The organism is Pseudomonas sp. VI4.1 (assembly GCF_002029345.1).
Classification (GTDB): domain Bacteria; phylum Pseudomonadota; class Gammaproteobacteria; order Pseudomonadales; family Pseudomonadaceae; genus Aquipseudomonas.
The window spans coordinates 33007-58040 of sequence record NZ_MULM01000144.1; the positions used below are offsets into that span (position 1 = coordinate 33007).

General features: G+C 61.6%; 24 protein-coding genes and 2 pseudogenes. 15 read left to right on the plus strand and 11 right to left on the minus strand.

Features of this window, described 5'->3' with window-relative positions:
* Positions 1-139: 139 nt before the first annotated feature.
* From BZ163_RS12905 to BZ163_RS12915, 3 genes are all read left to right on the plus strand, one after another.
* On the plus strand, positions 140-640 hold the full coding sequence (locus tag BZ163_RS12905; protein WP_128871233.1) for a sigma-70 family RNA polymerase sigma factor: 501 nt from the start codon (positions 140-142) through the stop codon (positions 638-640).
* Between the two features lie 40 nt (positions 641-680).
* The gene (locus BZ163_RS12910; protein ID WP_128871234.1) at positions 681-1664 is read left to right on the plus strand and encodes a FecR family protein; all 984 of its coding nucleotides are present in this window, start codon (positions 681-683) and stop codon (positions 1662-1664) included.
* A gap of 98 nt (positions 1665-1762) precedes the next feature.
* Positions 1763-4186 carry a TonB-dependent receptor gene (locus BZ163_RS12915; RefSeq protein WP_128871235.1) on the plus strand — a complete coding sequence of 808 codons (2424 nt, stop codon included), beginning with the start codon at positions 1763-1765 and terminating at the stop codon, positions 4184-4186.
* A gap of 181 nt (positions 4187-4367) precedes the next feature.
* Here the strand turns inward: BZ163_RS12915 and BZ163_RS12920 are convergent, their stop codons facing one another.
* Positions 4368-5519, minus strand: a complete 1152-nt coding sequence (locus BZ163_RS12920; protein WP_128871236.1) for an MFS transporter — start codon at positions 5517-5519, stop codon at positions 4368-4370.
* A 167-nt stretch (positions 5520-5686) separates the two neighbouring features.
* Here BZ163_RS12920 and BZ163_RS12925 point away from each other — a divergent pair, with 167 nt between their 5' ends.
* Entirely contained in the window at positions 5687-6679 is a 993-nt protein-coding gene (locus BZ163_RS12925; protein ID WP_128871237.1) for a diaminopimelate epimerase, read from the plus strand.
* A gap of 127 nt (positions 6680-6806) precedes the next feature.
* On the opposite strand, the gene codA is transcribed toward BZ163_RS12925, so the two are convergent.
* From codA to queD, 4 genes are all read right to left on the minus strand, one after another.
* Entirely contained in the window at positions 6807-8054 is a 1248-nt protein-coding gene (gene codA, locus BZ163_RS12930) for a cytosine deaminase (protein WP_128871238.1), read from the minus strand.
* A gap of 13 nt (positions 8055-8067) precedes the next feature.
* The gene (gene codB, locus BZ163_RS12935; RefSeq protein ID WP_128871239.1) at positions 8068-9339 is read right to left on the minus strand and encodes a cytosine permease; all 1272 of its coding nucleotides are present in this window, start codon (positions 9337-9339) and stop codon (positions 8068-8070) included.
* Positions 9340-9584: 245 nt separating this feature from the next.
* A complete protein-coding gene (locus BZ163_RS12940; RefSeq protein ID WP_128871240.1) occupies positions 9585-10415 on the minus strand; it encodes an alpha/beta fold hydrolase in 831 nt (276 codons plus the stop codon).
* A 217-nt stretch (positions 10416-10632) separates the two neighbouring features.
* Positions 10633-10989 carry a 6-carboxytetrahydropterin synthase QueD gene (gene queD, locus BZ163_RS12945; RefSeq protein WP_059405420.1) on the minus strand — a complete coding sequence of 119 codons (357 nt, stop codon included), beginning with the start codon at positions 10987-10989 and terminating at the stop codon, positions 10633-10635.
* Between the two features lie 185 nt (positions 10990-11174).
* Between queD and BZ163_RS12950 the strand changes: the two genes are divergently transcribed.
* The 4 genes and pseudogenes from BZ163_RS12950 to BZ163_RS12965 all read left to right on the plus strand — a co-directional run bounded on the left by BZ163_RS12950 (position 11175) and on the right by BZ163_RS12965 (position 13789).
* Positions 11175-11483: a PepSY domain-containing protein gene (locus BZ163_RS12950; protein WP_128871241.1), complete on the plus strand. Its 309-nt coding sequence runs from the start codon at positions 11175-11177 to the stop codon at positions 11481-11483.
* Complete coding sequence (locus BZ163_RS12955) at positions 11483-11806, plus strand: PepSY domain-containing protein (RefSeq protein ID WP_128871242.1); 324 nt, start codon at positions 11483-11485, stop codon at positions 11804-11806. The genes BZ163_RS12950 and BZ163_RS12955 overlap by 1 nt, the downstream gene beginning before the upstream one ends.
* A 3-nt stretch (positions 11807-11809) precedes the next feature.
* The gene (locus BZ163_RS12960) at positions 11810-12478 is read left to right on the plus strand and encodes a response regulator transcription factor (RefSeq protein ID WP_128871243.1); all 669 of its coding nucleotides are present in this window, start codon (positions 11810-11812) and stop codon (positions 12476-12478) included.
* Positions 12475-13789, plus strand: a pseudogene (locus BZ163_RS12965) (sensor histidine kinase). Before BZ163_RS12960 ends, BZ163_RS12965 begins: the two are co-directional and overlap by 4 nt.
* A 144-nt stretch (positions 13790-13933) precedes the next feature.
* Here BZ163_RS12965 and BZ163_RS36390 read toward each other — a convergent pair.
* Both BZ163_RS36390 and BZ163_RS36395 read right to left on the minus strand, forming a co-directional pair.
* Positions 13934-14689, minus strand: a complete 756-nt coding sequence (locus tag BZ163_RS36390; protein WP_371916799.1) for a methyl-accepting chemotaxis protein — start codon at positions 14687-14689, stop codon at positions 13934-13936.
* A 102-nt stretch (positions 14690-14791) separates the two neighbouring features.
* A pseudogene (locus BZ163_RS36395) lies at positions 14792-16081 on the minus strand (HAMP domain-containing protein); the annotation flags it as partial.
* A gap of 382 nt (positions 16082-16463) precedes the next feature.
* Here BZ163_RS36395 and BZ163_RS12975 point away from each other — a divergent pair.
* Positions 16464-17780: a Na+/H+ antiporter family protein gene (locus BZ163_RS12975; protein ID WP_128871245.1), complete on the plus strand. Its 1317-nt coding sequence runs from the start codon at positions 16464-16466 to the stop codon at positions 17778-17780.
* Positions 17781-17831: 51 nt separating this feature from the next.
* Here the strand turns inward: BZ163_RS12975 and BZ163_RS12980 are convergent, their stop codons facing one another.
* Complete coding sequence (locus BZ163_RS12980; RefSeq protein WP_128871246.1) at positions 17832-18767, minus strand: LysR family transcriptional regulator; 936 nt, start codon at positions 18765-18767, stop codon at positions 17832-17834.
* A 239-nt stretch (positions 18768-19006) separates the two neighbouring features.
* Here BZ163_RS12980 and BZ163_RS12990 point away from each other — a divergent pair, with 239 nt between their 5' ends.
* The 3 genes from BZ163_RS12990 (at position 19007) to BZ163_RS13000 (ending at position 20190) form a co-directional block, all read left to right on the plus strand.
* Complete coding sequence (locus BZ163_RS12990; protein WP_128871247.1) at positions 19007-19501, plus strand: DMT family transporter; 495 nt, start codon at positions 19007-19009, stop codon at positions 19499-19501.
* A 2-nt stretch (positions 19502-19503) separates the two neighbouring features.
* Positions 19504-19956, plus strand: coding sequence for a DMT family transporter (locus BZ163_RS12995; RefSeq protein ID WP_128871248.1), 453 nt, complete (start codon positions 19504-19506; stop codon positions 19954-19956).
* A 66-nt stretch (positions 19957-20022) separates the two neighbouring features.
* Entirely contained in the window at positions 20023-20190 is a 168-nt protein-coding gene (locus tag BZ163_RS13000; protein WP_064678787.1) for a metallothionein, read from the plus strand.
* Between the two features lie 22 nt (positions 20191-20212).
* Here the strand turns inward: BZ163_RS13000 and BZ163_RS13005 are convergent, their stop codons facing one another.
* Together BZ163_RS13005 and BZ163_RS13010 are read right to left on the minus strand one after the other, a co-directional pair.
* The gene (locus tag BZ163_RS13005) at positions 20213-20491 is read right to left on the minus strand and encodes a hypothetical protein (protein WP_128871249.1); all 279 of its coding nucleotides are present in this window, start codon (positions 20489-20491) and stop codon (positions 20213-20215) included.
* Between the two features lie 65 nt (positions 20492-20556).
* Positions 20557-20784, minus strand: a complete 228-nt coding sequence (locus BZ163_RS13010; protein ID WP_128871250.1) for a DUF6555 family protein — start codon at positions 20782-20784, stop codon at positions 20557-20559.
* Positions 20785-20927: 143 nt separating this feature from the next.
* On the opposite strand from BZ163_RS13010, the gene selD reads away from it, so the two are divergent.
* Together selD and mnmH are read left to right on the plus strand one after the other, a co-directional pair.
* Positions 20928-21962, plus strand: coding sequence for a selenide, water dikinase SelD (selD, locus tag BZ163_RS13015; RefSeq protein ID WP_128871251.1), 1035 nt, complete (start codon positions 20928-20930; stop codon positions 21960-21962).
* Entirely contained in the window at positions 21962-23065 is a 1104-nt protein-coding gene (gene mnmH, locus BZ163_RS13020) for a tRNA 2-selenouridine(34) synthase MnmH (protein ID WP_128871252.1), read from the plus strand. Before selD ends, mnmH begins: the two co-directional genes overlap by 1 nt.
* 151 nt (positions 23066-23216) lie before the next feature.
* Here mnmH and BZ163_RS13025 read toward each other — a convergent pair whose 3' ends face one another.
* Complete coding sequence (locus BZ163_RS13025; RefSeq protein WP_371916800.1) at positions 23217-23888, minus strand: histidine phosphatase family protein; 672 nt, start codon at positions 23886-23888, stop codon at positions 23217-23219.
* A 354-nt stretch (positions 23889-24242) separates the two neighbouring features.
* Between BZ163_RS13025 and BZ163_RS13030 the strand changes: the two genes are divergently transcribed.
* Positions 24243-24953 (plus strand): glutathione binding-like protein, encoded by a 711-nt coding sequence (locus tag BZ163_RS13030; RefSeq protein WP_128871254.1) that lies wholly within the window; start codon positions 24243-24245, stop codon positions 24951-24953.
* Positions 24954-25034 lie beyond the last annotated feature (81 nt).

Below are 25034 nucleotides of genomic sequence, written 5' to 3' on the forward strand. Positions count from 1 at the left end.
GGGCAGACGAGCCACAACTCGCTGCCCGTCATTTTTTGCGGATAACCGGAATTGGCCGTACCAGCACCTGTCTGGAATCCATTGCTTCCAGTTAATAGGAAGCATTACTATTCACGCCCCGTCTTCACAGCACGCCGCAATGACCCCCAAGCTGCCCCGCAGACACGGCTTTTTCGAGCATTACGAAGAGTTGGTTGGCACCTGGACCCGTCGCCTGAGAAATCGTCAGCAGGCCGAGGACCTGGCCCACGACACCTTCGTGCGGGTGCTTGAGTCCGATTCGGCCGCGGTGGAGCAACCCCGGGCGTACTTGCACCAGACCGCGCGCAATATCGCGGTGGATGGTTACCGGCGTGAGGATCGGCGGGGCGCCATGGAGTCGGAGGCGATCGATCACAGTGTGTCGTCGTCCGGCGACCCGGAGCATTTCATGCATGCGATCCAGTTGGCTGATTCCATCGAGCGGGCGCTCAGCGAACTGCCGGTCAACTGCCGCAAGGTGTTCGTCTGGCAGAAGATCGAAGGCCTGACCCAGGCCGAAATCGCCGAACGCCTGGGGCTGTCCAAGAACATGGTGGAAAAGTATATGATCCGCACCCTGCGGCATTTGCGCGACCGTCTGGACGGGTTGCAACCATGATCGGCCGCGCCTTCTCATCCCCGGCCAGACAGGAACTTCCATGATGGATACTGGTGATTGCGCGTGCGGGCAAACGACGGTTCGCGACGAGGCGGCGCGCTGGTTTGTGCGTTTGCAGGAGCCGGCGGTGGACGTCGAAGAGCGTCGACGCTTCGAGCGCTGGCTGCACGAGCATCCCCAGCATCGCGACGAGTTTCAATTGCTCGAGGGGCTGTGGACGGCGGCTGATCTGCTGCCTGCGGCGCGTCTGCAGGCCTTGTGCGAGAGCCCGCCGGCCCGCGGCAAACGTCGCCCGCTGGTGCGTTATGCGGTGGCCGCCGGTGTGATGGCCGTGGCGGTCGGGTTGGGCGTGTTCAGCCAGTTGCATCAGCCGGCGATCTACACCGCCGAGTTTTCCACGGCCCTGGGCGAGCGACAGCAGGTGGCATTGCCGGACGGTTCGGTGATCGACCTGAACGGCCGTAGCCGCGTCCAGGTGCACTATGAACAGGACCGGCGCCGCATCGAGTTGCTGCAGGGCGAAGCGATGTTCAGCGTCGAACACGATACCCGCCGGCCGTTCGTGGTCGAGGCCGGTAGTGGCAAGGTCACAGTGACCGGCACCCGCTTCGACGTGCGTCGCGGCGCCTCTGAAACCCGGGTCGTGGTCGAGCAGGGCACCGTCAAGGTTCAAGGCCGCGAGGCTGGCGACAGTGAATTCATCAGCCTCACCGCCGGCCTGGGGACGCGGGTCGATGCCCAGGGCAAAGTGGCCGCCGCCTATGCGGTCAATCCTGCGGAACTGACCGCCTGGCGCAGCGGCAAACTGGTGTTCAACAACGCCAGCCTGCGCGACGTCGCCGAAGAAGTGTCGCGCTATCGGGAGCAACCGCTGACCGTCGGCAACGATAAAGTGGGCAATCTGCGCCTGACCAGCGTGTTCAAATCCGACAACACCGACGCACTGCTCAAGGCCTTGCCGAGCATTCTGCCGGTGGCCGTGCGGACCCTCGATGACGGCAGCCAGCAAATAATTTCAAAATAGATTCAGGTTTTTTTTCGAGTTCATCGTCTTCTAGTCCAACTGCAACTGGTTTGCATTAACAAACGCACACTCTTGCGATCCACAGGACTAGGTTCGACGTGAAAAAAACCACCGCTAACAACAACAAACTCCCTTGGTTGCCCCTGGTCCTCGCACTGGCGGTCAACGTTGCGCTGCCCCAGGCCTTTGCCGCCGAGGCTATTCACATTCCGGCGCAACCCCTGGGTCAGGCCCTGAGTGAACTGGGCCAGCAAACCTCGCTGCAGGTGTTTTTCAGCCCTGAGCTGGTCGCCGGCAAACAGGCCCCGGCGGTGGACGGCAACCTCTCGCCCGAGGACGCGCTGCGCCAGCTGCTGCAAGGCAGCGGTCTGCACTACCAGATCGACGAAGGTTCGGTGACTTTGCTGCCTGCACCCGGTGCCGCTGCCAATGGTCCGCTGGAACTGGGCGTGACGGACATCAAGGTGGTCGGCGACTGGCTCGGTGACGCGGATGCCGCGGTGGTGCAAAACCACCCTGGCGCCCGTACCGTGATCCGCCGCGAGGCGATGGTCGAGCAAGGCGCGATGAATGTCGGCGACGTGTTGAAGCGCGTGCCCGGTGTGCAAGTGCAGGAAGCCAACGGCACCGGCGGCAGCGACATTTCCCTGAACGTCGGCGTGCGTGGCCTGACCTCGCGCCTGTCGCCACGCTCCACCGTGCTGATCGATGGCGTGCCGGCAGCGTTCGCCCCGTACGGCCAGCCACAACTGTCGATGGCGCCGATTTCCTCCGGCAACCTCGACAGCATCGACGTGGTTCGCGGAGCCGGTTCCGTGCGTTACGGACCGCAGAACGTCGGTGGCGTGATCAACTTCGTGACCCGCGCGATCCCGGAGAAAGCCTCCGCTGAAATCGGCAGCACCCTGGAAACCTCCCGGCACGGTGGCTGGAAGCATATCGACACGGCATTCGTCGGCGGCACCGCGGACAATGGCATCGGCATGGCGCTGTTGTACTCGGGCGTGAACGGCAACGGTTACCGCGAACGCAACCACGGCAACGACATCGACGACGTGCTGCTCAAGACGCACTGGGCGCCCACCGATGTCGACGATTTCAGCCTCAACTTTCACTACTACGACGCCAGCGCCGACATGCCCGGCGGCCTGACCCAGGCGCAGTACGACGCCAATCCGTTTCAGTCGGACCGCAACAATGACAATTTCAGCGGGCGCCGCAAGGACGTGTCGTTCAAGTGGACCCGGCAGATCGACGACCGCACCCAGGCCGAAGTGCTGACCTATTACACCGACAGCTTCCGGGGCAGCAACATCGCCGCTCGCGACCAGAAGACCCTGGGCTCGTTCCCGCGCACTTACTACACCTTTGGCATCGAGCCGCGGGTGTCCCGTGTGTTCGACGTCGGCCCGACCACCCAGGAAGTCAGTGTCGGCTATCGCTACCTCAAGGAAGCCATGCACGAAGAGGCCAGCCGCCTGGCGCTGGTCAACAACGAGCCGGTGGTGCGTCCGGGTTCGGACGGGCACGTGTACCAGGATCGTACCGGCGGCACTGAAGCCAATTCGGTGTATGTCGACAACAAGATCGATGTCGGTAACTGGACCATCACCCCGGGCATCCGCTTTGAACACATCAGCACCGACTGGCACGATCGCCCCGTGCTCGACACCGCAGGCCGGCCGGTGCCGGAAAAGCGCCGCAGCATCGAAAGCAACGAACCGCTGCCGGCCCTGAGCGTGATGTATCACCTGTCCGATGCCTGGAAGCTGTTCGCCAACTACGAAACCTCGTTCGGCAGCCTGCAGTATTTCCAGCTCGGCCAGGGGGGCGCGGGTGACGAAACCGCCAATGGCCTGGAGCCGGAAAAGGCCAAGACTTATGAGGTCGGCACGCGCTACAACGATGATGTGTGGGGCGGTGAAGTGACGCTGTTCTACATCGACTTCGATAAAGAATTGCAGTACATCAGCAACGACGCGGGCTGGACCAACCTCGGCGCGACCACGCACCAGGGCATCGAGGCGTCGGTGCACTACGACATGGCAGCGCTGGACCCACGCCTTGATGGGCTGACCGCCAATGCCGGGTTCACCTACACCCGCGCGGTCTATGAAGGGGAGATTCCAGGGTTCAAGGGCCGTGACCTGCCGTTCTATTCGCGCCAGGTAGCGACCGCCGGCCTGCGGTATGACATCAACCGCTGGACCTACAACCTCGATGCCTTTGCCCAGTCCAAACAGCGCTCGCCGGGCGTTGCGGTAAACGCCGATGGCAGCTTCAGCGGCAATTACATCACCGAAGGCACCGCAGATGGCCAGTACGGCGATATCCCGGGTTACGTCACCTGGAACGTGCGCGGCGGTTATGACTTCGGCCCGACCCTGTCGAACCTGAAAGTCGGGGCCGGGGTGAAGAATATCTTCGACAAGCAGTACTTCACCCGCTCCAGCGACAACAACTCGGGCATGTACGTCGGCGCGCCACGCACGTTCTTTGTGCAGGCCAGTGTGGGGTTCTGATAGACCAGACCGCGGTGAATCCATCGCGAGCAAGCTTGCTCCTACAGGGATCTCCGGCGGACACAACATCTGTGCACGACACGGATCAACTGTAGGCGCCGGCTTGCTGGCGAAAGCGGTGTATCAGGCGCCATCTTTATCGGCAGGAAAGCAGCCTTCGCGGGAGCTGCTCGCGAAGCTTTTAAACTTTCAACACCTTCCCGCCAATCGCCACCGCCACCAGCAACATCGCCATCAACCCAAAGGCAAAACTCAAACTGCTGCCATGGGCGATGAACCCGATCAACGCAGGCCCCGCAAGAATCCCGGCATAACCCAGGGTGGTAATGGCTGGCACCGCGATGCTTTCGGGCATGACCGTCTGTTTTCCCACCGCGGTGTACAGCACCGGGACAATGTTCGAACAACCCGCCCCGAGCAGTGCATACCCCACCAGCGCCATCTCCCAGTTTGGCGCGAACGTCGCCAGGAACAGCCCCGCAGCGGCCGTCAGCCCACCGAACACAATCACCCGGGTGGCGCCCAGGCGCCGCACGATCGCGTCCCCGGTCAGTCGGCCGACAGTCATGGTCAGTGCAAACGCCGCATAACCCAGCCCTGCATAGGCGGTGTCGATCCCGCGTTCCTGCGCCAGGAACACCGCGCTCCAGTCCAGGGCCGCGCCTTCGGCGAGGAAGACGATGAAACACATCCCGCCAATGAACAGCACGATGCCGTGGGGCACGGCAAATGCCGGTCCCGAACTTTCGCTGCCGTAGGGCAACAGGTGCGGCGCGGCCTTGCACAGCGCGATCAGCAGCATCACGTTCACCACCAGCGTCGCCCCCAGTGGAGACACGCCCAAGCCCAGCAAGGCGCTGACGCCCGCCGCCCCGACGATTCCGCCAAGGCTGAACAGGCCATGAAAACCCGACATCATGGTCTTGCCGCTGGCCCGCTCGACGATCACCGCTTGCAGGTTCACCGTCGAATCCACCGTGCCCAGCCCGGCGCCGAACAGAAATAACGCGGCGATCAGCGCCGGAATCGAGGACACCGTCGCCAACAACGGCAGGGCCAGGCAGATCAGCAACGTTCCGCCGACCGCCACCCGGCGACAGCCGAAGCGTGTGGCCAGGATCCCCGCCAGCGGCATCGCCAGAATCGAGCCCACCCCCAGGCACAACAACAGCAAACCGAGGGTGCCTTCATCCAGCCCGGCCCGGGTCTTGGCGTAAGGCACCAGCGGCGCCCACGCGGCGATGCCTGCCCCGGCGATGAAAAAGGCGATGCGCGTGGACATCTGTTCGAGGCGACCGGGAACGAATGAGGCCCGGGTGTTGAGGTTGGTCATATCAATCCTTGGCAAAAAACGTCGCGTCTGCAAGGGACAGTGACGCACCGGTGGGGTTCTATCAGCGTCTCGATGCAATCGCGTTCAGGCAGGGTGACATCCTTGCACAGCCAAGTGCTGTTTCGCGATATGTTGTGCCCGAATCGATTCCTTCAGAGGGGGGCGCCATGGCGCGGATGTACGATGCACGCGGCAATATTTACGTAGTGGTGGCGCCTGAGGAGATGCGCCGCGACGGTATCGACTTGCCCGATCAGGCCGACCAGGCCGTGCAAACCCGCGAGGCATGGGCGTTGGCAGCCATCGAGGCTTACTGTGGATGGGCCCCCGGCACACAACCCTCCGGCAGCAAGGACCATCGCAGCGATGGTTTGCTGGTCGGCCCGTTCCAGTCATCGCAGCCTTTTGATCTGCTGATCGTCAACACCGACGGCACCCTGGCCGAGCGCAGTGGCAACGGGCTGACGATTTTTTCCCAGGCGTTGAGCGACCAGGGGCTTTGGCCTGCAGGCCAGGCGTGTCTGCTCAGGGTTCATCACGATAAGGCCGACGTGGATTCACCAGGGGAGACCTCGGTGAAAGCGGCGCAGGTCGAAGATGTGCGCGGGTTCTGGCTGGACCTGGGCAAACCATCGTTCGGGCCGGGGGCGGTCAGTGCCCAGGGGGTTGAGAGCGTGGCCTTCAACGGACGCGAACTCAGCCATGTGCAGCCGTTGTCGTCACTCAATGCCGCATGGTCGCGAAGCCAGTTCGCGCGGGTTGGCAATCCGCACTGCGTGACCCTTGTGGATGCTGCTGCGGCCTTGCCGAGCAATGAGCAGATGCGTCAACCGGAGTTGTCCGAAGGGCTGACGCGGATCGCCTATGCCATGCCGACCGGGGCAGGCGTGCCGTGTCCGGCCGGGGTCAATTTGCAATGGGCGATGCTTGAGTCCGAGGGGCGGATCGTGGCCCGGGTGTTCGAGCGGGGCGAAGGGCCGACGGCGTCGTCGGGGACCAGCGCCAGTGCGGTGGCGTTTGCGGCATGGCGGGTCGGGTGGGTTGCGGCGGGTGAAGTGAAAGTCGTCATGCCTGGCGGCACGGCGCCGATTTTGCTGGAAGAAGAGCAGGGGGCGTTGAGTCGGGTCAGCTTGTTCGGTACGGCTCGATTGATTGGTTGATTGATAGATCGCCATCGCGAGCAAGCTCGTTCCCACAGGATTCATGTCGTTCACAACACTTGTACACGACGCAAAACCTGTGGCAGCGAGCTTGCTCGCGATGGCGTCAGCCCAGTCAACGCAAAATTCAGCCCTGATCGCCGAAAAGCTCCACCACCGGCATCTGCCGCTTCATCAACACCTTGCCCGCCCGCACCGAATACAACGGCAAACCCTGGCTGCGAATCACCTCGTAATCGCTGTCCGCCGACAGAATCAGCAAATTCGCCGGCCGCCCCCGTTCCAGTCCATATCGATCACCCAGGGCCATGGCCTTGGCGCTATTGTCGGTCACCAGGTCCAGCGCGCTTTGCAGGTTGCGGTAACCGAGCATGTGGCAGATGTGCAGGCCGGCTTCGAGCACCCGCAAGATGTTGCCGTTACCCAGCGGGTACCACGGGTCGACGATCGAGTCCTGGCCGAAACACACGTTCATGCCCGCTTCGAGCAACTCGTTGACGCGGGTCACGCCGCGGCGTTTCGGGAAGTTGTCGTAGCGCCCTTGCAGATGGATGCTTTCGGTGGGGCAGGAGACAAAACTGATCCCGGAATGCCCGAGCAGGCGAAACAGCTTGGCGCAGTAGGCGTTGTCATAGGAGCCCATGGCCGTGGTATGGCTGGCGGTGACCCGAGAGCCCATGTCGCGGCTGCGGGCTTCTTCGGCCAGCACCTCGAGAAAGCGTGAATGCGGATCGTCGGTTTCATCGCAGTGCACGTCGACCAGGCAGCCGGTGCGCTCGGCCAGGTCCATGAGAAACTTCACTGAACTCACCCCCTGGTCCCGGGTGTACTCGAAATGCGGAATGCCGCCGACCACATCGGCGCCCATGCGAATCGCTTCTTCCATCAGCTCCCGACCATTGCGGTATGACTCGATGCCTTCCTGGGGGAAGGCGACGATCTGCATGTCGACCAGGTGTCGGCTTTCTTCGCGCACTTCGAGCATCGCCTTCAGCGCCGTCAGTTGCGGGTCGGTGACGTCGACGTGGGTGCGCACATGCTGGATGCCATGGGCGGCGAGGCTCTGGAGGGTTTTCCTGACGCGGTTCCTGGTGTCTTCCGCGGTGATCGTCACCTTGCGCTCGCTCCAGCACTCGATGCCCTCGAACAGCGTGCCGCTCATGTTCCAGCGCGGCTCGCCGGCGGTCAGTGTCGCATCGAGGTGGATATGCGGCTCGACGAAGGGTGGAATCACCAGATTGCCGCCGGCGTCCAGATCATCGGGCCCCAGGGTTGGCGCCTCGGTCTGTCGGCCGATATTGCTGATCAGACCGTTTTCCAGGTGCAACTCATGCAACCCTTCTTGGTTGCGCAGGCGGGCGTTGATGATGTGCATCGGGCGAATCCTTTTATAGATCTTCTAGTGGCGCGTTGGCGGTACGGGTGCCGAGTACCCCGGTCAATATCACATACGTTAGCGCGGCAGCGGCAATCCCTGCCAGCGGCGCGACCCATGGCGAGCTGAACGCAGCAACGGTGCCGACCGCATAAGCACTCAGGCCTGAGCCATTGAACGCCGGCAACCGGGCATCGGCCAGGCGTGGATATTGACCGCGGTAGCGATAAAAAAAGTCCGCCATGATCACGCCCCCGATCGGCGGAATCACCGTGCCCAGCAGAATCAGGTAGGGCACCAGATAGTCGTACATGCCCAGCAGCGCCAGCAGCGTGCCGATCACCGCGCCGGCCAGGGTCACGGTTTTGCGCCGGCCGGTGCGCAACAGGTTGCAGCCGGCGACGGCGAAGTTGTAGATGGTGTTGTCCTGGGTGCTCCAGATGTTGAGCAGCAACATCGCCATCGCGGCCATGGCGAAGCCTTGCAACAGCAACACTTCGACCACGTCCGGTTGCTGGTAGACGATGGCGCCGTAGGCGCCGATCAACACCATCAGGCCGTTGCCGATAAAAAAACCGATCAGGCTTGCCAGCACGGCGACCCTGGCCGAGCGCGAAAAGCGCGTCCAGTTGGTCGCCTGGGTCGCGCCACTGACAAAGGTGCCGAACACCAGCGTGATGGCGGTCGACCAATCGAGGGTGGCCGTCGGCACGACCGCCAGCAAGCCATCGAGCCCGCCGACCTTGGTCGTGGCGACCCACATCGACAGCATCAGCAACACCATCATGGCGGGCACCGCGATGTACGACAGGATTTCCAGCCCGCGATAACCGACATAGGCCGTGGCGCAAAACATCAGGCCGAACAGCACCATCAGGCCCTGTACTGGGCCTTCGCTCAATTCGAAATACTTGCCCAACACCACGGCCGCGGTCGCCGTGCCCCAGGCGTACCAGCCGATCTGAGTGAAGCCGAGGATCAGGTCGCTGAGCCGGCTGCCGATTTCACCAAAGCAGAAACGTCCCATCAGCACCGAATTGAGGCCACTCTTGAACGCAATGTAGCCCAGGCTTGCGGCGTAGATCCCCAACAGCAGATTGCCGACGACAATCACCGCCATCATCTCGCCGAAACCGAACGCCACCCCGAGCTTGCCGCCGGCAAACATGGTCGCGGTAAAAAAGGTGAAACCCAGCAGCACCATGGCTGTGGAGGCCAGGCCTTTGCGGGCATGCATCGGCACTTCGCTGAGGGGGTAGTCGTTGCCGGGAGCGTTCTGCGTCATGGGGCGTTCCTTGCGGGATGGGAGGACGCGAGGGTGTTGCAGCGGTCGTGCCAAGCGGGGCAGGTGTTGTTATTTATAGACGAGAGCGGGCGTTTGGTTCGGCAGAGGGCGCGAACTATCTGAAGGAACACAGAACCCTGTAGGAGCTGGCTTGCCAGCGAAGGCGGTGTGTCAGCCAATACAAGTGTTCACTGAGCCACCGCCTTCGCTGGCAAGCCAGCTCCTACGGGGGATAATGGGTTTCTTCAGGGGGATTTGTGTAGTGGCAAAAACCGCAGCAACGCCGCGACGATGGCTTCAGGCGCATCTTCCTGAACCAGATGCCCGGCATTCGCAATCGGATGAAACTGCGACCCCGGCATCATCCGGTGCAACGCCCGCCCACGCTCGACGGGAATCCACTGATCGTCCTCGCCCCAAAGAATCTGCACCGGGCAGCGAACGGTCGGGTACTGCCCCTCGACTTCGCGGGTATAACGCTCATCCATCTGCGCGATCTGCCGATAAAACGCCGCTTGCCCCGGATCACCCAGCCAAGGCTGTACATAAGGGGCGAGCTCTTCGTCCGGGATGTCACGTTTGATCGCCCCGCGGATATAGGCCGGTACGATCGCCTGTTGAATGTAATCGGGCAGTGCGCTGAACGCTGCCTCATGTTGGCGCACATGCTGCACGAACGGCGACCCCCAGGGCGTCAGCGCCACCGGGTCGATCAGCGTCAGGCTGCGGTAATCCTTGCCATTGAGCAGATGCGCACGCAACACGGTAGCGCCACCGAAATCGTGGGCCACCACATCCGGGCAATCCAGGCCCCAATGCTCCAGCAGCCGGGCCAGCAGTTCGTTCTGCACACCCAGGGACACGTCGCCCTCGACTTTATCGGACAGCCCATACCCCAGCAGGTCGAAGTAATGCACCCGGTGCGTGGTGATGAAATGCGGCGCAATCCGGTGCCACACGTAAGAAGAGAAGGGCGTGCCATGCACGAACACCAGCGGCGGGCCGTCGCCCCGGACGGCGAAGCGCACGGAGTGGCCGTTGAAACGAAAGGTCTGAGCCAGCGGCCAGTCAGTCATGGGTGCGTCCTCTTGCGTGTGCGAGCGAAAAAGCATAGGCATAAAAAAACCACCGCTAAAGGTGGTTTGATCATTCACTGACGAAACGCATGCCCCGTGTAGGAGCTGGCTTGCCAGCGAAGGACTCCCAGGCGCCGCGTTTATCCTGAATGTACGCGTTATCGTTAACGACCTTCGCTGGCAAGCCAGCTCCTGCACAGGAAATGTGTTGTCTGGTTTATTCGCCGTGATAGATGCAGCCGCTGGTGCAGGTTTCGTGGATGCGGATCGCGCTGAGTTCCGGCAGCAGAGGCTTCAATTCTTTCCAGATGAATTTGGCCAGCACTTCACTGGTCGGATTCTCCAACCCCGGAATGTCATTCAAATAGTTATGATCCAGCCGCTCATACAGCGGCTTGAAGATCGCCTTGATCTCCGAAAAATCGCGAATCCAGCCGGTATGCGGATCAAGATCTCCACTCAAATGAATCGCCACCTTGAACGAGTGACCGTGCAGGCGGCCGCACTTGTGCCCGTCCGGGACGTGGGGCAGGCGATGGGCGGATTCGAAGGTAAATTCTTTGAAGATTTCCACAGTGGTTTGAGCTCTGTCAGGTGGCGATCGCCGCGGCGATGTGGGCAGGGGGCGAGTTTAACAGTTTGCGTTTGGGCTTGCGGGAAAACACTGACTAAAGGGTCAATGATGGCAATTCAGTTTCAGTTAAGTTGATGTCGCTATAGTGGCCGCCGTAAGCAACACATAAAAATACGGAGACACCCATGAAAACCTTGACTGCCCTGTTCACCGCCACCCTCATCACCCTGACCGCCAGCATTGCCCAGGCTCGCGACCTCGGCCCCGATGAAGCCCTGAGGTTGCGCGACGCTGGTACCATTGTGTCTTTCGAGAAGCTCAACGCCACCGCATTGACCAAACACCCAGGTTCCACCATCACCGAAACCGAACTGGAAGAAGAGTACGGCAAGTACATCTATCAGGTGGAAATGCGTGACCCTCAAGGGATCGATTGGGACCTGGAACTGGACGCTGTCAGCGGGCAGGTGCTCAAGGATCATCAGGATACGTAATGAAGGTGCTTTGTATTGCAAATCGGCGCGCCGGCAGCCGGCTGGCCCTGGCGCTGCTGGTTTTTTGCTCGATGGCGATGGCCCGGGACCTGGATCAGGACGAAGCCCTGCGCCTGCGCCAACAAGGGGTGATCCTGCCGCTGGAGCAACTGTTGCAGCAGGCGCTGGACCGTTATCCCGGGGCCAAGCTGCTGGAAGCCGAGCTTGAGGAAAAACATGACGTCTACATTTATGAAGTCGAGCTGCTGACCACCGACGGTGTGGTCCGTGAGCTGGACCTCGATGCCAGCACTGGCGAGTTACTGAAAGACAAGGAAGATTGACCCATGCGTTTGCTCCTGGTGGAAGACCACGTGCCCCTGGCCGATGAACTGATGGCCGGCCTCAACCGCCAGGGCTACGCCGTGGACTGGCTGGCGGACGGTCGCGATGCGGTGTATCAGGGCAGCAGCGAGCCCTACGACCTGATCATTCTCGACCTCGGCCTGCCGGGGCTGTCGGGCCTGGATGTGTTGACTCAATGGCGGGCCGGCGGCCTGGCCACACCGGTGCTGATCCTGACCGCCCGCGGCTCCTGGGCCGAGCGCATCGAGGGCCTCAAGGCCGGCGCCGACGATTACCTGACCAAACCGTTCCACCCTGAAGAATTGCACCTGCGGGTCCAGGCGCTGTTGCGCCGCTCCCATGGGCAGGCCAACCAGCCGACGCTCAAGGCGGCGGGTTTGCATCTGGATGAAGGCCGCCAGTGCGTGAGCCGCGACGGCGCCGACATCCAGCTCACCGCCGCCGAGTTCCGCCTGCTGCGCTATTTCATGCTGCACCCCGAACAGATTTTGTCCAAAAGCCACCTCGCCGAACACCTCTACGACGGTGAGACCGAGCGCGATTCCAATGTGCTGGAAGTCCACGTCAACCACCTGCGACGCAAACTCGGGCGCAGCGTGATCGAAACCCGTCGCGGCCAGGGTTACCTGTTCGGCGGGCAAGCCCGGTGAGGTCGATCCAGCGCCGCTTGAGCCTGGGCCTGATCAGCGTGATGGTGATCGTCGGCCTGGTGCTGGCGCAGACCAGCCTGTGGCTGTTCGAAATGGGTTTGCAGCGCTACCTCGAAGCCGGGTTGCGCAACGACAGTGAAAGCCTGCTGGTAGCGCTGGTGCGCGGGCCTCAGGGGTTGCAGCTGGATGAACGACACCTGTCGCCGGCGTATCAGCGCCCGTTTTCCGGGCACTATTTCCGCATCGACTTTGCCGACAGCCATTGGCGCTCCCGTTCGCTGTGGGATCAGGAACTGCCGCGCCTGGACCATCCCGGGCTGCACAGCAACCTGCAGCTGGGGCCGGAAGGGCAGCAGCTGCTGATATTGCGCCTCGGACTATCGCCGCCTCGGCCAGTCGATTTCCATCAGCGTCGCCCAGGACTACACCCCGGTGCGCGACAGTTTTTTGCGCATGCAACAGGTCGGACTCGGCCTGGGCCTGGCGGGGTTGCTGTTGATTCTGTTGCTGCAGCGGATCACCGTGCGCCGCGCCTTGCGGCCGCTGGAAAAGGCCCGTGAACAAATCGCCCAGTTGCAGCAGGGCCAGCGCTCGCAACTCGATGATCAGGTGCCGGTGGAGCTGGAGCCGCTGGTGGCGCAGATCAACCATTTGCTGGCCCACACCGAAGACAGCCTCAAGCGTTCGCGCAATGCCCTGGGCAACCTCGGGCATGCCTTGAAAACCCCGCTGGCAGTGTTGTTGAGCCTGGCCTCCAGCGAAAAATTCGACGCTCAGCCGGAACTGCGCAAAGTGATTCAGCAGCAGCTTGAGCACGTGCAACAGCGGCTTAACCGCGAACTCAACCGCGCCCGGTTGTCCGGCGACGCCTTGCCGGGGGCGCTGTTTGATTGCGATGCGGAACTGCCGGGGTTGCTGGCGACGTTGAACATGATCCACGGTGAACACCTGGATCTCAGCTATGTAGCGCCCAAGGGCTTGCTGTTGCCGTGGGATCGGGAGGATGTGCTGGAGTTGCTCGGCAACCTGCTGGACAACGCCTGCAAGTGGACGGATGCCGAGGTGCGCTTGAGCGTGGTCGAGACGGCGCAAGGGTTTGAGCTGAGCGTGGAAGACGATGGCCCGGGGATTCCCGAGGACCGCCGCGAGCAGGTGCTCAGTCGCGGTACGCGGCTGGATGAGCAGATGGATGGGCATGGGTTGGGCTTGGGGATTGTGCGCGACATCGTTGATACGTGGGGTGGGTTGATGAGGCTGGAGGAGAGTGAGTGGGGCGGGTTGAAGGTGGTGATCGAATTGCCCAGGCGCTGACCCAGATCTTAATGTTCACACGGTCCCCTGTAGGAGCTGGCTTGCAGCGAAGGCGTCCTGACAGCAACATATGTGTTGGATGTGCTACCGCTTTCGCTGGCAAGCCAGCTCCTACAGGGGGGCGTTTCGTCAGATAAAATCGGGTCAGACGCGGAACTGATCCATCAAACTCTGCTGCTGATTGGCCAGGCTGTTCAGCGACAGACTCACCCGCGCCGATTCATTGGCCTGCCCCGACAGCGACTCGGTCACATCCCGAATCGTCGCCACGTTGTTGTTGATCTCTTCGGCCACCGCGCTTTGCTCTTCCGCGGCACTGGCGATCTGCAGGTTCATGTCGCTGATCACCGTCACTGCTTCGCCAATCTGGCGCAGCGCCGTCACTGCTTGACCCACCTGCTCGACGCTGCCTTGAGCCTGTCGATGGCTATTGCTCATCGATCCCACCACCTCCTGGGTGCCGCTCTGCAACTGCTCGATCACCAAGCGCGTTTCTTCGACTGACTCCTGGGTCCGGCGTGCCAGGTTGCGCACTTCATCGGCCACCACGGCAAAACCGCGTCCGGCCTCACCGGCGCGCGCCGCTTCGATCGCGGCGTTGAGGGCCAGCAGGTTGGTCTGTTCGGCGATGGCGCGAATCACTTCCAGCACCGAACCGATTTTCTCGCTGTTGGCCGCCAGGCCTTCGACCTGGACCATGGCCGCGCTCATGTCGGCGGCGAGGTTGTCGATGCTGGTGGTGGTCTGGTCGATTACGGTCAGGCCACGACGGGTGGCGTGATCAGCATCCCGCGCCGCTTGTGCCGCTTGTGCGGCGCTGCGGGCGACATCCTGGGCGGTGGCGCTCATTTCGTGGGAGGCGGTCGCGACCTGATCCACCTGGCGGTATTGCTGTTCCATGCCGGCACTGGTCTGGGTGGCGATGGCGGAGGACTGATCCGCCGTGCTGCGCGCGTCCTGCACCGAGCGTTTGACCTCGGCAATGATCGGTTGCAGCTTGTCGAGGAAGCGATTGAACCAGCCGGCCAACTGGCCCAATTCGTCCTGTTTGTCATAGGCCAGGCGACGGGTCAGGTCGCCTTCGCCGCTGGCGATGTCTTCGAGCATGTGCGCCACGCCGAGAATCGGTTTGGTCACGCTGCGGGCCATCAGCCATACCAGCAACAGGCCGATCAACGCCGCCAGTGCGCCGAGGCCGAGTTCCATCAGCGTGCCGGCGGTGTTGCTGTCATCGAGTTGTTTCTTCAGGGCTTCGGCAGGGCCCACCAGCACTTTTTCCGGCACCTCGAGCAACACGCCCCAAGGCTTGCCACCGGGAATCGGCTGGAATGGCGCCAGCACTTTCAGCTGTTGTTTGCTGTGCAGGCTTTCGGTCTGGCTGCTGGTGGCCAGCATGCGGATCAGTTCGGCACCGTCGGTCGGGTCCACGGTATCCAGGCGCTGGCTGAGTTTGCTGGCGTCCGGGCTGTAGCCGGCGAGCAAACCGACCGGGCTGATGATGCTGACGTGGGTCTGGCCGTCATACAGCTTCTGGCTTGCGCCCTGGCTGACCGCTTGCAGGCTGTTAAGGTTGATGTCCGCCGACAGCGACGCGATGACCTTGCCATTGACCATCAGCGGGAAAACGATGCTGGTCATCAGCACCTTCTGCCCGTCGATCACATAGAAGTAGGGCTCGATCACGCAGGGCTTGAGCGTGGTGCGCGGGCAGGTGAACCAGGCGTTCGCCGGCTCGCCGCTGGGGCCGGTGGCGGTGTCGGTCATGTCGCTTTCGGGCAGTGCCATGGAGGTCACCTTGCCTGGCGTCGGTTGCGACCAATACAGGGCGAAACGGCCCTTGTCGTTGCTGCCCAGCTCCGCCTGGCCGGCAAACAGATCGTCCTTGCCGTCCAGCGCATTGGCTTCGAACACCAGCGACAGGCCAAGCAGTTCCGGGTTGGCTTGCAGCGCCGACTTGACCTGGCGGGTCAGGTCTTCACGCAGGTCGAAGGCGTCGAGAAAGCGCTTCTCGGCCTGGTCGCGCAAGAACAGCACCTGGCGGGAAAATCCGTGGCCGTATTGATAGGCGTCCATGAACTGCTGGCGAATCTCCAACGCCTGGTTTTCACCCTGGGATTCGATCCGGGCCTGGGCGGCTTCGGTGAGCATCTCCATGCTCGAGGCTTTCACCAGCGCGGCGCTGTGCTCCATGCGATACAGCGAAAGACCCACCAGCAGGGTCACGATACCGGCCAGGCAGAGCCCGGCGAGCAGGGTGATCTTCCATTGAATGGACAGTTGTCTGAGCGGCATGGAGACGTCCTTTATTCGATAATTATCTGAGACTCGGCACTGTAGCGGCAGGGTTTCGGCTTTCTTTATGCCGTCCGGCGAATAAGAGACCAGTGTGAAATTGATGCCTTGCACAGCCCCCCCCCTGTAGGAGCGAGCTTGCTCGCGATGGTCTCAAGGACGACGCATTCACTCAGAAAGAACGCATTATCGTTAACGTCCTTCGCGAGCAAGCTCGCTCCTACAGGGAGTGGCGGCCCGTCTGCATGGAGGGCATTGGCTTTGACAAGGCCGCGACGGTCCGGCACAGTGCGCGCCCTCTAATAAAACCCATTCTTCAACCCGCTGGCGGCTCACGCAGACTGCCGGCCGGACTCATTCCGTTTGTCTTGAGGTCTTGATAATGAATGCAGTAATTGCCGCGGTCGGCGTCATGCTGATACTCAGCCTGTCCCGCGTACATGTGGTGATCGCGCTGATCGTCGGCGCGCTGGTCGGTGGCCTGACCGGTGGCCTGGGCATCGACGCGACGCTCAAGGCGTTCAACAGCGGCCTCGGCGGCGGGGCGACGGTCGCGTTGTCCTACGCCTTGCTGGGTGCGTTCGCGGTGGCCATTGCCAAGTCCGGCCTGGCCCATGCCCTGGCCGACAAGGCCTTGGCGATGGTCGATCGCCAGCACGCCAGCGGTGGCGGACAGGTCAAGTGGCTGCTGATTGGCTTGCTGTGGGTGGTGGCCATTGCTTCCCAGAATATCTTGCCGATACATATCGCCTTCATTCCACTGCTGGTACCGCCGCTGTTATATGTGCTGACCAAGCTGCAACTGGACCGGCGGTTGATCGCCTGTGTCATTACCTTTGGCCTGATCACGCCGTACATGTTCCTGCCCGTGGGCTTCGGCAACATCTTTTTGAATGAAATCCTGCTGGCCAACGTTGCCCGCAGCGGCGTCGATATCAGCGGTATCAACGTCACCCATGCCATGGGCATTCCGGCGTTGGGCATGGTGTTTGGCCTTGGCGCTGCGTTTATCAGCTACCGCAAGAAGCGGGTCTACAACCTGGAAAAAATCGAACAGGTCGAGCAGGTCGCGGTGCAGTACAACCCGCTGAGCCTGATGGTGGCCGGCCTGGCCATCGCCGCGGCGTTCATCGTTCAGTTGCTGCTGGACTCGATGATCATCGGTGCGTTGGCAGGGTTTCTGATTTTTTCGGCATCGGGCATCGTCAAATGGCGCGACACCGACGACCTGTTCACCGAAGGCATGAAGATGATGGCGATGATCGGCTTCATCATGATCGCCGCCTCCGGTTTTGGCGAAGTGATCAAAGCCACCGGAGAGGTGCAGACGCTGGTCGAAACCTCGGCCTCGTGGATCGGCCACAGCAAGGCTATCGGCGCGTTGCTGATGTTGCTGGTGGGCCTGTTGGTGACCATGGGTATCGGCTCGTCGTTTTCCACCGTGCCGATCCTGGCGGTGATTTTCGTGCCGCTGTGCGTGCAACTGGGCTTCAGCCCGCTGGCGATCGTCAGCATCGTCGGCACGGCCGGCGCCCTGGGTGACGCCGGTTCGCCCGCCTCGGACTCGACCCTGGGCCCGACCTCCGGCCTGAACATCGATGGCCAGCATCACCATATCTGGGACACCGTGGTCCCGACTTTCCTGCACTACAACCTGCCGTTGCTGGGGTTTGGCTGGGTGGCCGCGATGGTTTTGTAACCCGTCCCTCCCAGACACCCGCTCCCACAAGGATTACGGTGTTTAGAGGCTTTACGGCCTGTCCCAGTAAGGCACCGCACCAAAACACTCGACGAAAAAATCGATCACCGTCCTGACCTTCACCGACAACCGTCGACTGCCCGGCCAGAGCACGGCGATCTGTTGCGGTTCGAGGCTGTTGGACACCTCATAGTCCTTCAGCACCGGCACCAGCGTGCCGTTGCGCACCGCTTCGCCAATCAGCCACGATGGAAACATCACCAACCCCAGGCCCTGCTCGGCAGCCTGGGTCAGGGTGTCGGCATGGTTGCCGGTGATCGGCCCCTTGATCGAGTAAGGCGTCCAGTCCTGCTGACCCTGGCGAAAGAACCAGCGCTGCTGACCGGCCACGCCCTTGTAGGCGAGGCACTGATGCGCCGCGAGCTCGTCGGGATGCTGCGGTGTGCCGTGCCGTTTCAGGTAGGCCGGGCTCGCCGCCACCTGAAAACGCTGGGGCGCCAGGATGCGCGCCTGCATGCTCGAATCGTGCAGCGGGCCGATGCGAAACAACAGATCGGCGCCTTCCTGCAACGGGTCGATGTAGCTGTCGGTCTGCTGGATATCCAGTTGCAGTTTCGGGTAGCGCTCACAGAGTTGCCCTAGCCACGGCGTCAAATGCCGTTGACCAAACACCACCGGCGCATTGATCCGTACCAGCCCGCCGGGTTCGCTTTGCTGTTCCTGCAAGGCTTGTTCGGCTTCTTCCAGTTGCACCAGCACCAGGCGCGCGTGATGGCCGAGCATACGCCCGGCTTCAGTGGGCGATACGGCGCGGGTGTGGCGGTAGAGCAGTTGCTGACTCAGCGCCTGCTCCATCAATTGGATCTGCCGGGAAATCGAAGAGGGCGCCAGGCCCTCACGGCGAGCCACCTCGGAAAAGCTGCCGTGGTCGAGAACGGCGACAAACAATCGAAGTGCCTTGAATCCCAGTTCGTTGAGGCCGTGCATGATCAATCCTGCTGTGCGCTTTACGCAAAAGTGTTGTCGGGATACTCCCATTTATCGCAAAGCATCGCCAGCCGATAATGCGCGCCTATCCCACTGACAACGCAAACCCCCTGTAGGAGCTGGCTTGCCAGCGAAGGCGGTGGCACAGGCAACAGTGATGTTGGATGTGATGGCCTCTTCGCTGGCAAGCCAGCTCCTACAGGGGGTTCGTGCTTTGATCGACTACCCAGGAACTCCCGATGCAATCTTCTTCAATCGACAACGTTGATGTTGTCGCAACGCCAACTCCCAAACCCGGGTTGCGGCTATTGCTGCTGCCCCTGGTCATCCTCGCCGGCATGGGCCTATCCGTGGAGGCCGGCTTGCTCGGGCCGCTCGGGGTTCAGGTCGGTCACCTGTGGGCCACCTTCAGCATCTTCGGCGTCGGCTCGGCGATTCTGTTTTTCCTGTTGCTGCTCAGCGGCCCGCAACAGGGGCCGGCTTTCAGCGAGTTGCCGCGCTGGCAGTTGCTCGGCGGTTTCCTCGGGCCGGTGTACGTGGTGGTGCTGACCCTGGCCACACCGCACATTGGTATCGCCATGACCATGATCGCGATCCTCTCCGGCCAGGTCGGCAAAAGCGTGTTGATCGACCACTTCGGCTGGTTCGGCACCACCCGCAAGAAGGTCAACGGTGAACGTTGGCTGGCCTTGCTGCTGATTGTCGCGGCACTTGTTCTGATCGCTCGGGGTTGATGATGAATCTGATTATATTGTTGGTGGTGGTCGTGGCCGCCGGTGCGGTGCTGAGTATCCAGGCGGCGATCAACGGGCGACTGGGCGAAACGGTCGGCGTATTGCGCAGCAGTTTGCTGACGTTCGTGGTGGGCGCCGTGCTCACCGGGTTGTTGATCCTGTTTTTCGAACCGGCCCATGCCATGAGCCTGCTGGACGTGCCGAAATGGCAGCTCGGCGGGGCGTTGTTCGGCGTGGTCTACATGATGGTGATGGTCGGCGCTGTACCCCGGGTGGGCACAGCGGTGGCAACGGTCGCCGTGATCGTCGGGCAACTGGGCATGGGAATGTTGATCGATCACTTCGGCTGGCTGGGCAACCCGCAGATCGAGCTGTCCGGCAGTCGGGTATTGGCGATGCTGCTACTCGCCCTGGCCTTGCTGTTCATGTACCGCAGCACTACACGGCAGGCATGACGCTCCTACACTGGTATTACGGTGCGCAGTCCAGCGCCGGACAACCATACCTATGGAGTCAGACTCATGATCGACAGTGAAAGTATCTGCGACTGCCCCAAATGCTCCTGCAAGCTAGGCGAACATCCGATCGCCCGCCACGGCAAGCACTACTGCTGCGAAGCCTGCGCCAAGCACCATGAACACGGCGAAGAATGCGCCAGTAAAGGGTGCAAGTGTGCCCACGGCAAATAGCTCATCCAGGCAACGGTGGAGCCTAGTCGGGCTCCACTTCCAGTTTCAGGCTTTCATCGTCCAGTCGCTCGGTATGGCGCACGACACCATTAAAACGTCGTCCTGCAACCTTCACCACCAGCGTCTTGGCCTTCTCCAGATCCTCGGGCACGGGGGGTTGAACGCGTAACGCAAAGCATGTCGGATCATTTTCGACTTGTTCCAGCCCGACCAGGCATTCGGCGCTTTTAGTGACCCGCCCGAACAGCGTATCGAGGCCGTAATCGATGTGAGCCATGCTGGTGAGTGGTGTCGTGGTCATGCACTGATTCCTCCCAATGTCCCCTCTCAATGTCCGCTCTCAATGTCCAAAGCGGGGCGCGACCGTCAACTCGCCGGCCGCCACTTGACGTTCTCCACGCCAAATTTCTCCGCCATCGGCTTGCTGGTCTTTTGCACCTTTTCCCGGCCGAAGCGCGGGATCCGACCCACGCCGGCGTCGCAGCTCGCCCAATGCCAGGCCTCCGCGTTATCCATTTTTTCCAGGCGGATAATGAAAGACTTGGGAGCGCCATGAAGGGTGTATTCAATGACGAAAAGTTTTGCATTGTTCATATAGCCCGTATTCCTCCCTGTGGTAATAGAGGGATCATCGGGGCTGCGGAAAATTCATTCGGATTGTCGGACGGCTGTGGCAGCGCCTGAAAATCGGGGTTGTTGTAGACTCTTGGGTTATGACTTCACGAGATGATTTCCCCATGAGCGAGCCGATCCGTCTGACCCAATACAGCCACGGCGCAGGCTGTGGCTGCAAGATTTCGCCCCAGGTGCTGGAGGTGATCCTGGCCGGCAGCGGCGCGCAGAACCTTGATCCGAAACTCTGGGTCGGCAACGCCTCACGCGATGACGCGGCGGTGTATGCCATCGATGAAGAGCGTGGCGTGGTGTCGACCACCGACTTCTTCATGCCGATCGTCGACGATCCGTTCGATTTCGGCCGCATCGCCGCGACCAATGCCATCAGCGATATCTACGCCATGGGCGGCGATCCGCTGATGGCCATCGCCATCCTCGGCTGGCCGGTCAATGTACTGGCGCCGGAGATTGCCCGGGAAGTGATTCGCGGCGGACGCTCGGTGTGCGATGAAGCGGGAATCCCGTTGGCCGGCGGGCATTCCATCGACGCGCCGGAGCCGATCTTCGGCCTGGCCGTGACCGGGCTGGTGGAAAAGCGCCACATGAAGCGCAACGACACCGCCACCGCCGGTTGCCTGCTCTACCTGACCAAGCCCCTGGGCATCGGCATCCTCACCACCGCGGAGAAAAAGGGCAAGTTGCGCCACGCCGACATCGGCCTTGCGCGTGACTGGATGTGCACCCTGAACAAACCCGGCAGCCGCTTCGGCAAGCTCGAGGGCGTGACCGCGATGACCGACGTCACCGGTTTTGGCCTGTTGGGCCATCTGGTGGAAATGGCCGATGGCAGCCAGCTGACCGCGCGCATCGAATACGACCGGGTACCGCGCCTGCCGGGTGTCGAGTACTACCTTGAACAGGGTTGCGTGCCCGGTGGCACCCTGCGCAACTACGACAGCTACGCCAGCAAGCTCGGACGCCTGCAGGAACTGCACAAGCGCGTGCTCTGCGACCCGCAGACCAGCGGCGGCCTGCTGGTTGCGGTCACCCCTGAAGGCAACGCACAATTTCTCGAAGTGGCCGCCGGGCTGGGCCTGAACCTTGAGCCGATCGGCGAATTGATCGAGCGACAGACTAACGCGGTCGAGGTGTTTTGATGTCACTCGACTGCACCGATTACCGCGACATCTTTCTCAACGACCGGCCAATGTTGGATGCCCGCGCGCCGGTCGAATTCCTCAAGGGTTCATTCCCCGGCGTGGTCAACCTGCCGCTGATGAATGACCACGAGCGGCAGCGGATCGGCACCTGCTACAAGCAGCACGGTCAGCAAGCCGCCATTACGTTGGGGCATCAATTGGTATCCGGCGATATCAAGGCCGAGCGCATTCGGGCCTGGGCCGATTTTGCGCGGGCGCATCCCGAGGGGTATTTGTACTGTTTTCGTGGCGGCTTGCGCTCGCAGATCGTCCAGCAATGGCTCAAGGACGAGGCGGGGATCGACTATCCGCGGGTCGGTGGCGGCTACAAGGCGATGCGCACGTTCCTGTTGGACACGGTCGATCAAGCCATTGCCCAGTGCGATTTCGTGTTGCTGGGCGGCATGACCGGCACCGGCAAGACCGAGGTGCTCACCCAATTGAGCAACGGGCTGGACCTTGAAGGCCACGCCAACCATCGCGGTTCCAGTTTCGGCAAGCGCGCCACCGGTCAACCTTCCAACATCGACTTTGAAAACCGCCTCGCCGTGGACGTGCTGAAGAAGCGTGCCCGTGGTATCGAGCAGTTCGTGCTGGAAGACGAGAGCCGCGCGATCGGCAGTTGCGCGCTGCCGTTGCCGCTGTATCAGGGCATGCAGCAGTTTCCCATGGTGTGGCTGGAAGACAGCCTGGAAGGTCGGGTGGAGCGGATCCTGCGCGACTACGTGGTGGATCTGTGCGCCGAGTTCATGGGGGTGCATGGCGACGAAGGCTTCGGGCTGTTTTCCGAGCGGTTGCTGGCGAGCCTGAATAATGTGCAGAAGCGCCTGGGCGGCGAGCGCCACCGGCGGATGCTGATCTTGATGGAAGATGCCCTGGCGGAGCAGGCGAACAGTGGGGCGGTGGATCTGCACCGGGGCTGGATCGAAGGGTTGTTGAGCGAGTATTACGACCCGATGTATGCGTTTCAGCGGGAGAAGAAGGGCGCGCGGATCGAGTTTGCGGGGGAGCGGGGGGCTGTTCTCGAATACCTTCGCGAGCGGGTGAATTTGCGAGGTTGATGGTGTTTTTGCCCACCCCACATTTGATCTTCAATGGACACGAAATTTGTGTACGACGCAGATCAACTGTGGGAGCGGGCTTGCTCGCGAAGGGGCCCTCGCAGACGCTACAAACCTTGAATCAATACCGCCCCGCCCGACTCACTGATGCTCAGGTCGGACAGGTCTCCTGACCATTATCCAGCCCTTGCTTGTAGCTGTGGCTCACCACACTGGCCTTGCCGTTGTGCCAGGTCAGCGTGAGCACGTACAACGTGTCGAAGTCGCTGGATTCCCAGTCATCGGTGATGTTCTGTTTCTTGCCGACGGCTTCGCCAGCGACCTTGTTGATCAGCTCGGGCAGGTAGCCGTGGGACCAGGCGGTGTAGATGACCGAGTTGTGGTACTTGTCGTGCAGCAGTTCATCAGCCAGGTCGCTGGTATCGTTGGCTGAAAAATTGATGTTCACCGGCAAACCGAGCTTGATGGCGCTGGGGCTGATGGTCATCAAGGGGCGGATATAGCTGTAGGAATTGTCCAGCTCGCCTTCCTCGACATTGCGCGTCGGGTTGGCGGCAAACACGTAATTGGCCTTGCCGAATTTTTCCGGCAGCAAGGTGGCCAGATCGATGGCGCGGTTCAAGCCCTGGCAATTGAGCTGGCCCAGGCCGCCGGCGGGTTTTTCCGCGTGGCGCAAAAATACCAGCGTCTGGGTGCCATCCGCCGGTTGGGCGCGGCTTTCGCTGGATTCCAGGGACAGGAACAGCGCGCTCACTGCCAGCAGTGAGGGCAGGAAAATGTACGCGCGATGTTTAAAACGTTTGGCGAATTTCAAAGGGTTCATCATGTGGATAGGTGATCTTCGGCGCATTCGGTTAAGGCTGACAAACCTCTACACCGCGAGCAGCCCGGCTGCGGTGTTTTTCCATGTCATGGGGCAGGTCCCTTGGAGTCTCCCGGGCCCATTTGGTTCGATCCGAGCGAGCGCAGCACTTTAGCGGCAACCTTGAGCGGATTGGGGCAAAGGTTATCAACAGGATGTTGCGGATTTATGGACAGGGTACAGGTGATGGCGGCTGCGAACGCGGCGATCCTTTGATCTTGCTCATCAGCAATATCGATAACGCCAAAAGTTCGTAGCCTTCGCCAGCGCCTGCATTATGATCAACGGTCTCAATTTTGCCGTGGATTCTCCCCCATGCCCGATCTGTCCGCGTTCCCGATCACCCGCAAATGGCCGGCCCAATTCCCCGAGTGGATCCAGTTGTACTCCTTGCCGACCCCCAATGGCGTCAAGGTCTCGATCATGCTCGAAGAGATCGGGCTGCCCTACGAGCCGCATCGGGTGGGCTTCGATACCAATGATCAGCTGTCCGCCGAATTCCTCTCGCTGAACCCCAACAACAAGATTCCCGCCATCCTCGATCCCCATGGCCCGGACGACCGACCGCTGCCGCTGTTCGAGTCCGGGGCGATTTTGATCTACCTGGCCGACAAGAGCGGGCAATTGCTGGCCCAGGAGTCGGCCGCTCGTTACGAGACGATCCAGTGGCTGATGTTTCAGATGGGTGGTATCGGGCCGATGTTCGGCCAGCTCGGCTTTTTCAACAAATTCGCCGGCAAGGACTACGAGGACAAGCGACCGCGGGACCGCTACGTTGAAGAAAGCAAACGTCTGCTCAAGGTACTCGACCAACGTCTGGAAGGGCGCGACTGGATCATGGGCGAGCGCTACACCATCGCCGACATTGCGACGTTCCCCTGGGTACGCAACCTGATCGGCTTCTATGAGGCCGGGGATCTGGTGGGCATCAAGGACTTCGCCAACGTCTCGCGAGTGCTGGAGCGTTTCCTGGCACGGCCGGCGGTGATACGCGGGCTGGAAATCCCTAAACCGATCTCAAATTGACCTCGGACCTTTGTAGGAGCCGGCTTGCCGGCGAAGGCGGTGGGTCAGCCGATACATGTGTCGACTGACACTCCGCCTTCG

Excerpts from the sequence above, each read along its gene's own strand:
- BZ163_RS36390 (WP_371916799.1), bottom strand. The coding sequence starts at position 14,689 with ATGGAACAGCAATACCGCCAGGTGGATCAGGTCGCGACCGCCTCCCAC.
- BZ163_RS13010 (WP_128871250.1), bottom strand. The coding sequence starts at position 20,784 with ATGAACAATGCAAAACTTTTCGTCATTGAATACACCCTTCATGGCGCT.
- BZ163_RS12940 (WP_128871240.1), bottom strand. The coding sequence starts at position 10,415 with ATGACTGACTGGCCGCTGGCTCAGACCTTTCGTTTCAACGGCCACTCC.
- BZ163_RS12960 (WP_128871243.1), top strand. The coding sequence starts at position 11,810 with ATGCGTTTGCTCCTGGTGGAAGACCACGTGCCCCTGGCCGATGAACTG.
- BZ163_RS12955 (WP_128871242.1), top strand. The coding sequence starts at position 11,483 with ATGAAGGTGCTTTGTATTGCAAATCGGCGCGCCGGCAGCCGGCTGGCC.
- BZ163_RS12990 (WP_128871247.1), top strand. The coding sequence starts at position 19,007 with ATGCAATCTTCTTCAATCGACAACGTTGATGTTGTCGCAACGCCAACT.
- BZ163_RS13000 (WP_064678787.1), top strand. The coding sequence starts at position 20,023 with ATGATCGACAGTGAAAGTATCTGCGACTGCCCCAAATGCTCCTGCAAG.
- BZ163_RS12980 (WP_128871246.1), bottom strand. The coding sequence starts at position 18,767 with ATGCACGGCCTCAACGAACTGGGATTCAAGGCACTTCGATTGTTTGTC.
- BZ163_RS12925 (WP_128871237.1), top strand. The coding sequence starts at position 5,687 with ATGGCGCGGATGTACGATGCACGCGGCAATATTTACGTAGTGGTGGCG.
- BZ163_RS12920 (WP_128871236.1), bottom strand. The coding sequence starts at position 5,519 with ATGACCAACCTCAACACCCGGGCCTCATTCGTTCCCGGTCGCCTCGAA.
- codB (WP_128871239.1), bottom strand. The coding sequence starts at position 9,339 with ATGACGCAGAACGCTCCCGGCAACGACTACCCCCTCAGCGAAGTGCCG.
- BZ163_RS12975 (WP_128871245.1), top strand. The coding sequence starts at position 16,464 with ATGAATGCAGTAATTGCCGCGGTCGGCGTCATGCTGATACTCAGCCTG.
- BZ163_RS12910 (WP_128871234.1), top strand. The coding sequence starts at position 681 with ATGATGGATACTGGTGATTGCGCGTGCGGGCAAACGACGGTTCGCGAC.
- BZ163_RS12950 (WP_128871241.1), top strand. The coding sequence starts at position 11,175 with ATGAAAACCTTGACTGCCCTGTTCACCGCCACCCTCATCACCCTGACC.
- mnmH (WP_128871252.1), top strand. The coding sequence starts at position 21,962 with ATGTCACTCGACTGCACCGATTACCGCGACATCTTTCTCAACGACCGG.
- BZ163_RS13005 (WP_128871249.1), bottom strand. The coding sequence starts at position 20,491 with ATGACCACGACACCACTCACCAGCATGGCTCACATCGATTACGGCCTC.
- BZ163_RS13025 (WP_371916800.1), bottom strand. The coding sequence starts at position 23,888 with ATGAACCCTTTGAAATTCGCCAAACGTTTTAAACATCGCGCGTACATT.
- BZ163_RS13030 (WP_128871254.1), top strand. The coding sequence starts at position 24,243 with ATGCCCGATCTGTCCGCGTTCCCGATCACCCGCAAATGGCCGGCCCAA.
- BZ163_RS12905 (WP_128871233.1), top strand. The coding sequence starts at position 140 with ATGACCCCCAAGCTGCCCCGCAGACACGGCTTTTTCGAGCATTACGAA.
- selD (WP_128871251.1), top strand. The coding sequence starts at position 20,928 with ATGAGCGAGCCGATCCGTCTGACCCAATACAGCCACGGCGCAGGCTGT.
- BZ163_RS12995 (WP_128871248.1), top strand. The coding sequence starts at position 19,504 with ATGAATCTGATTATATTGTTGGTGGTGGTCGTGGCCGCCGGTGCGGTG.
- codA (WP_128871238.1), bottom strand. The coding sequence starts at position 8,054 with ATGCACATCATCAACGCCCGCCTGCGCAACCAAGAAGGGTTGCATGAG.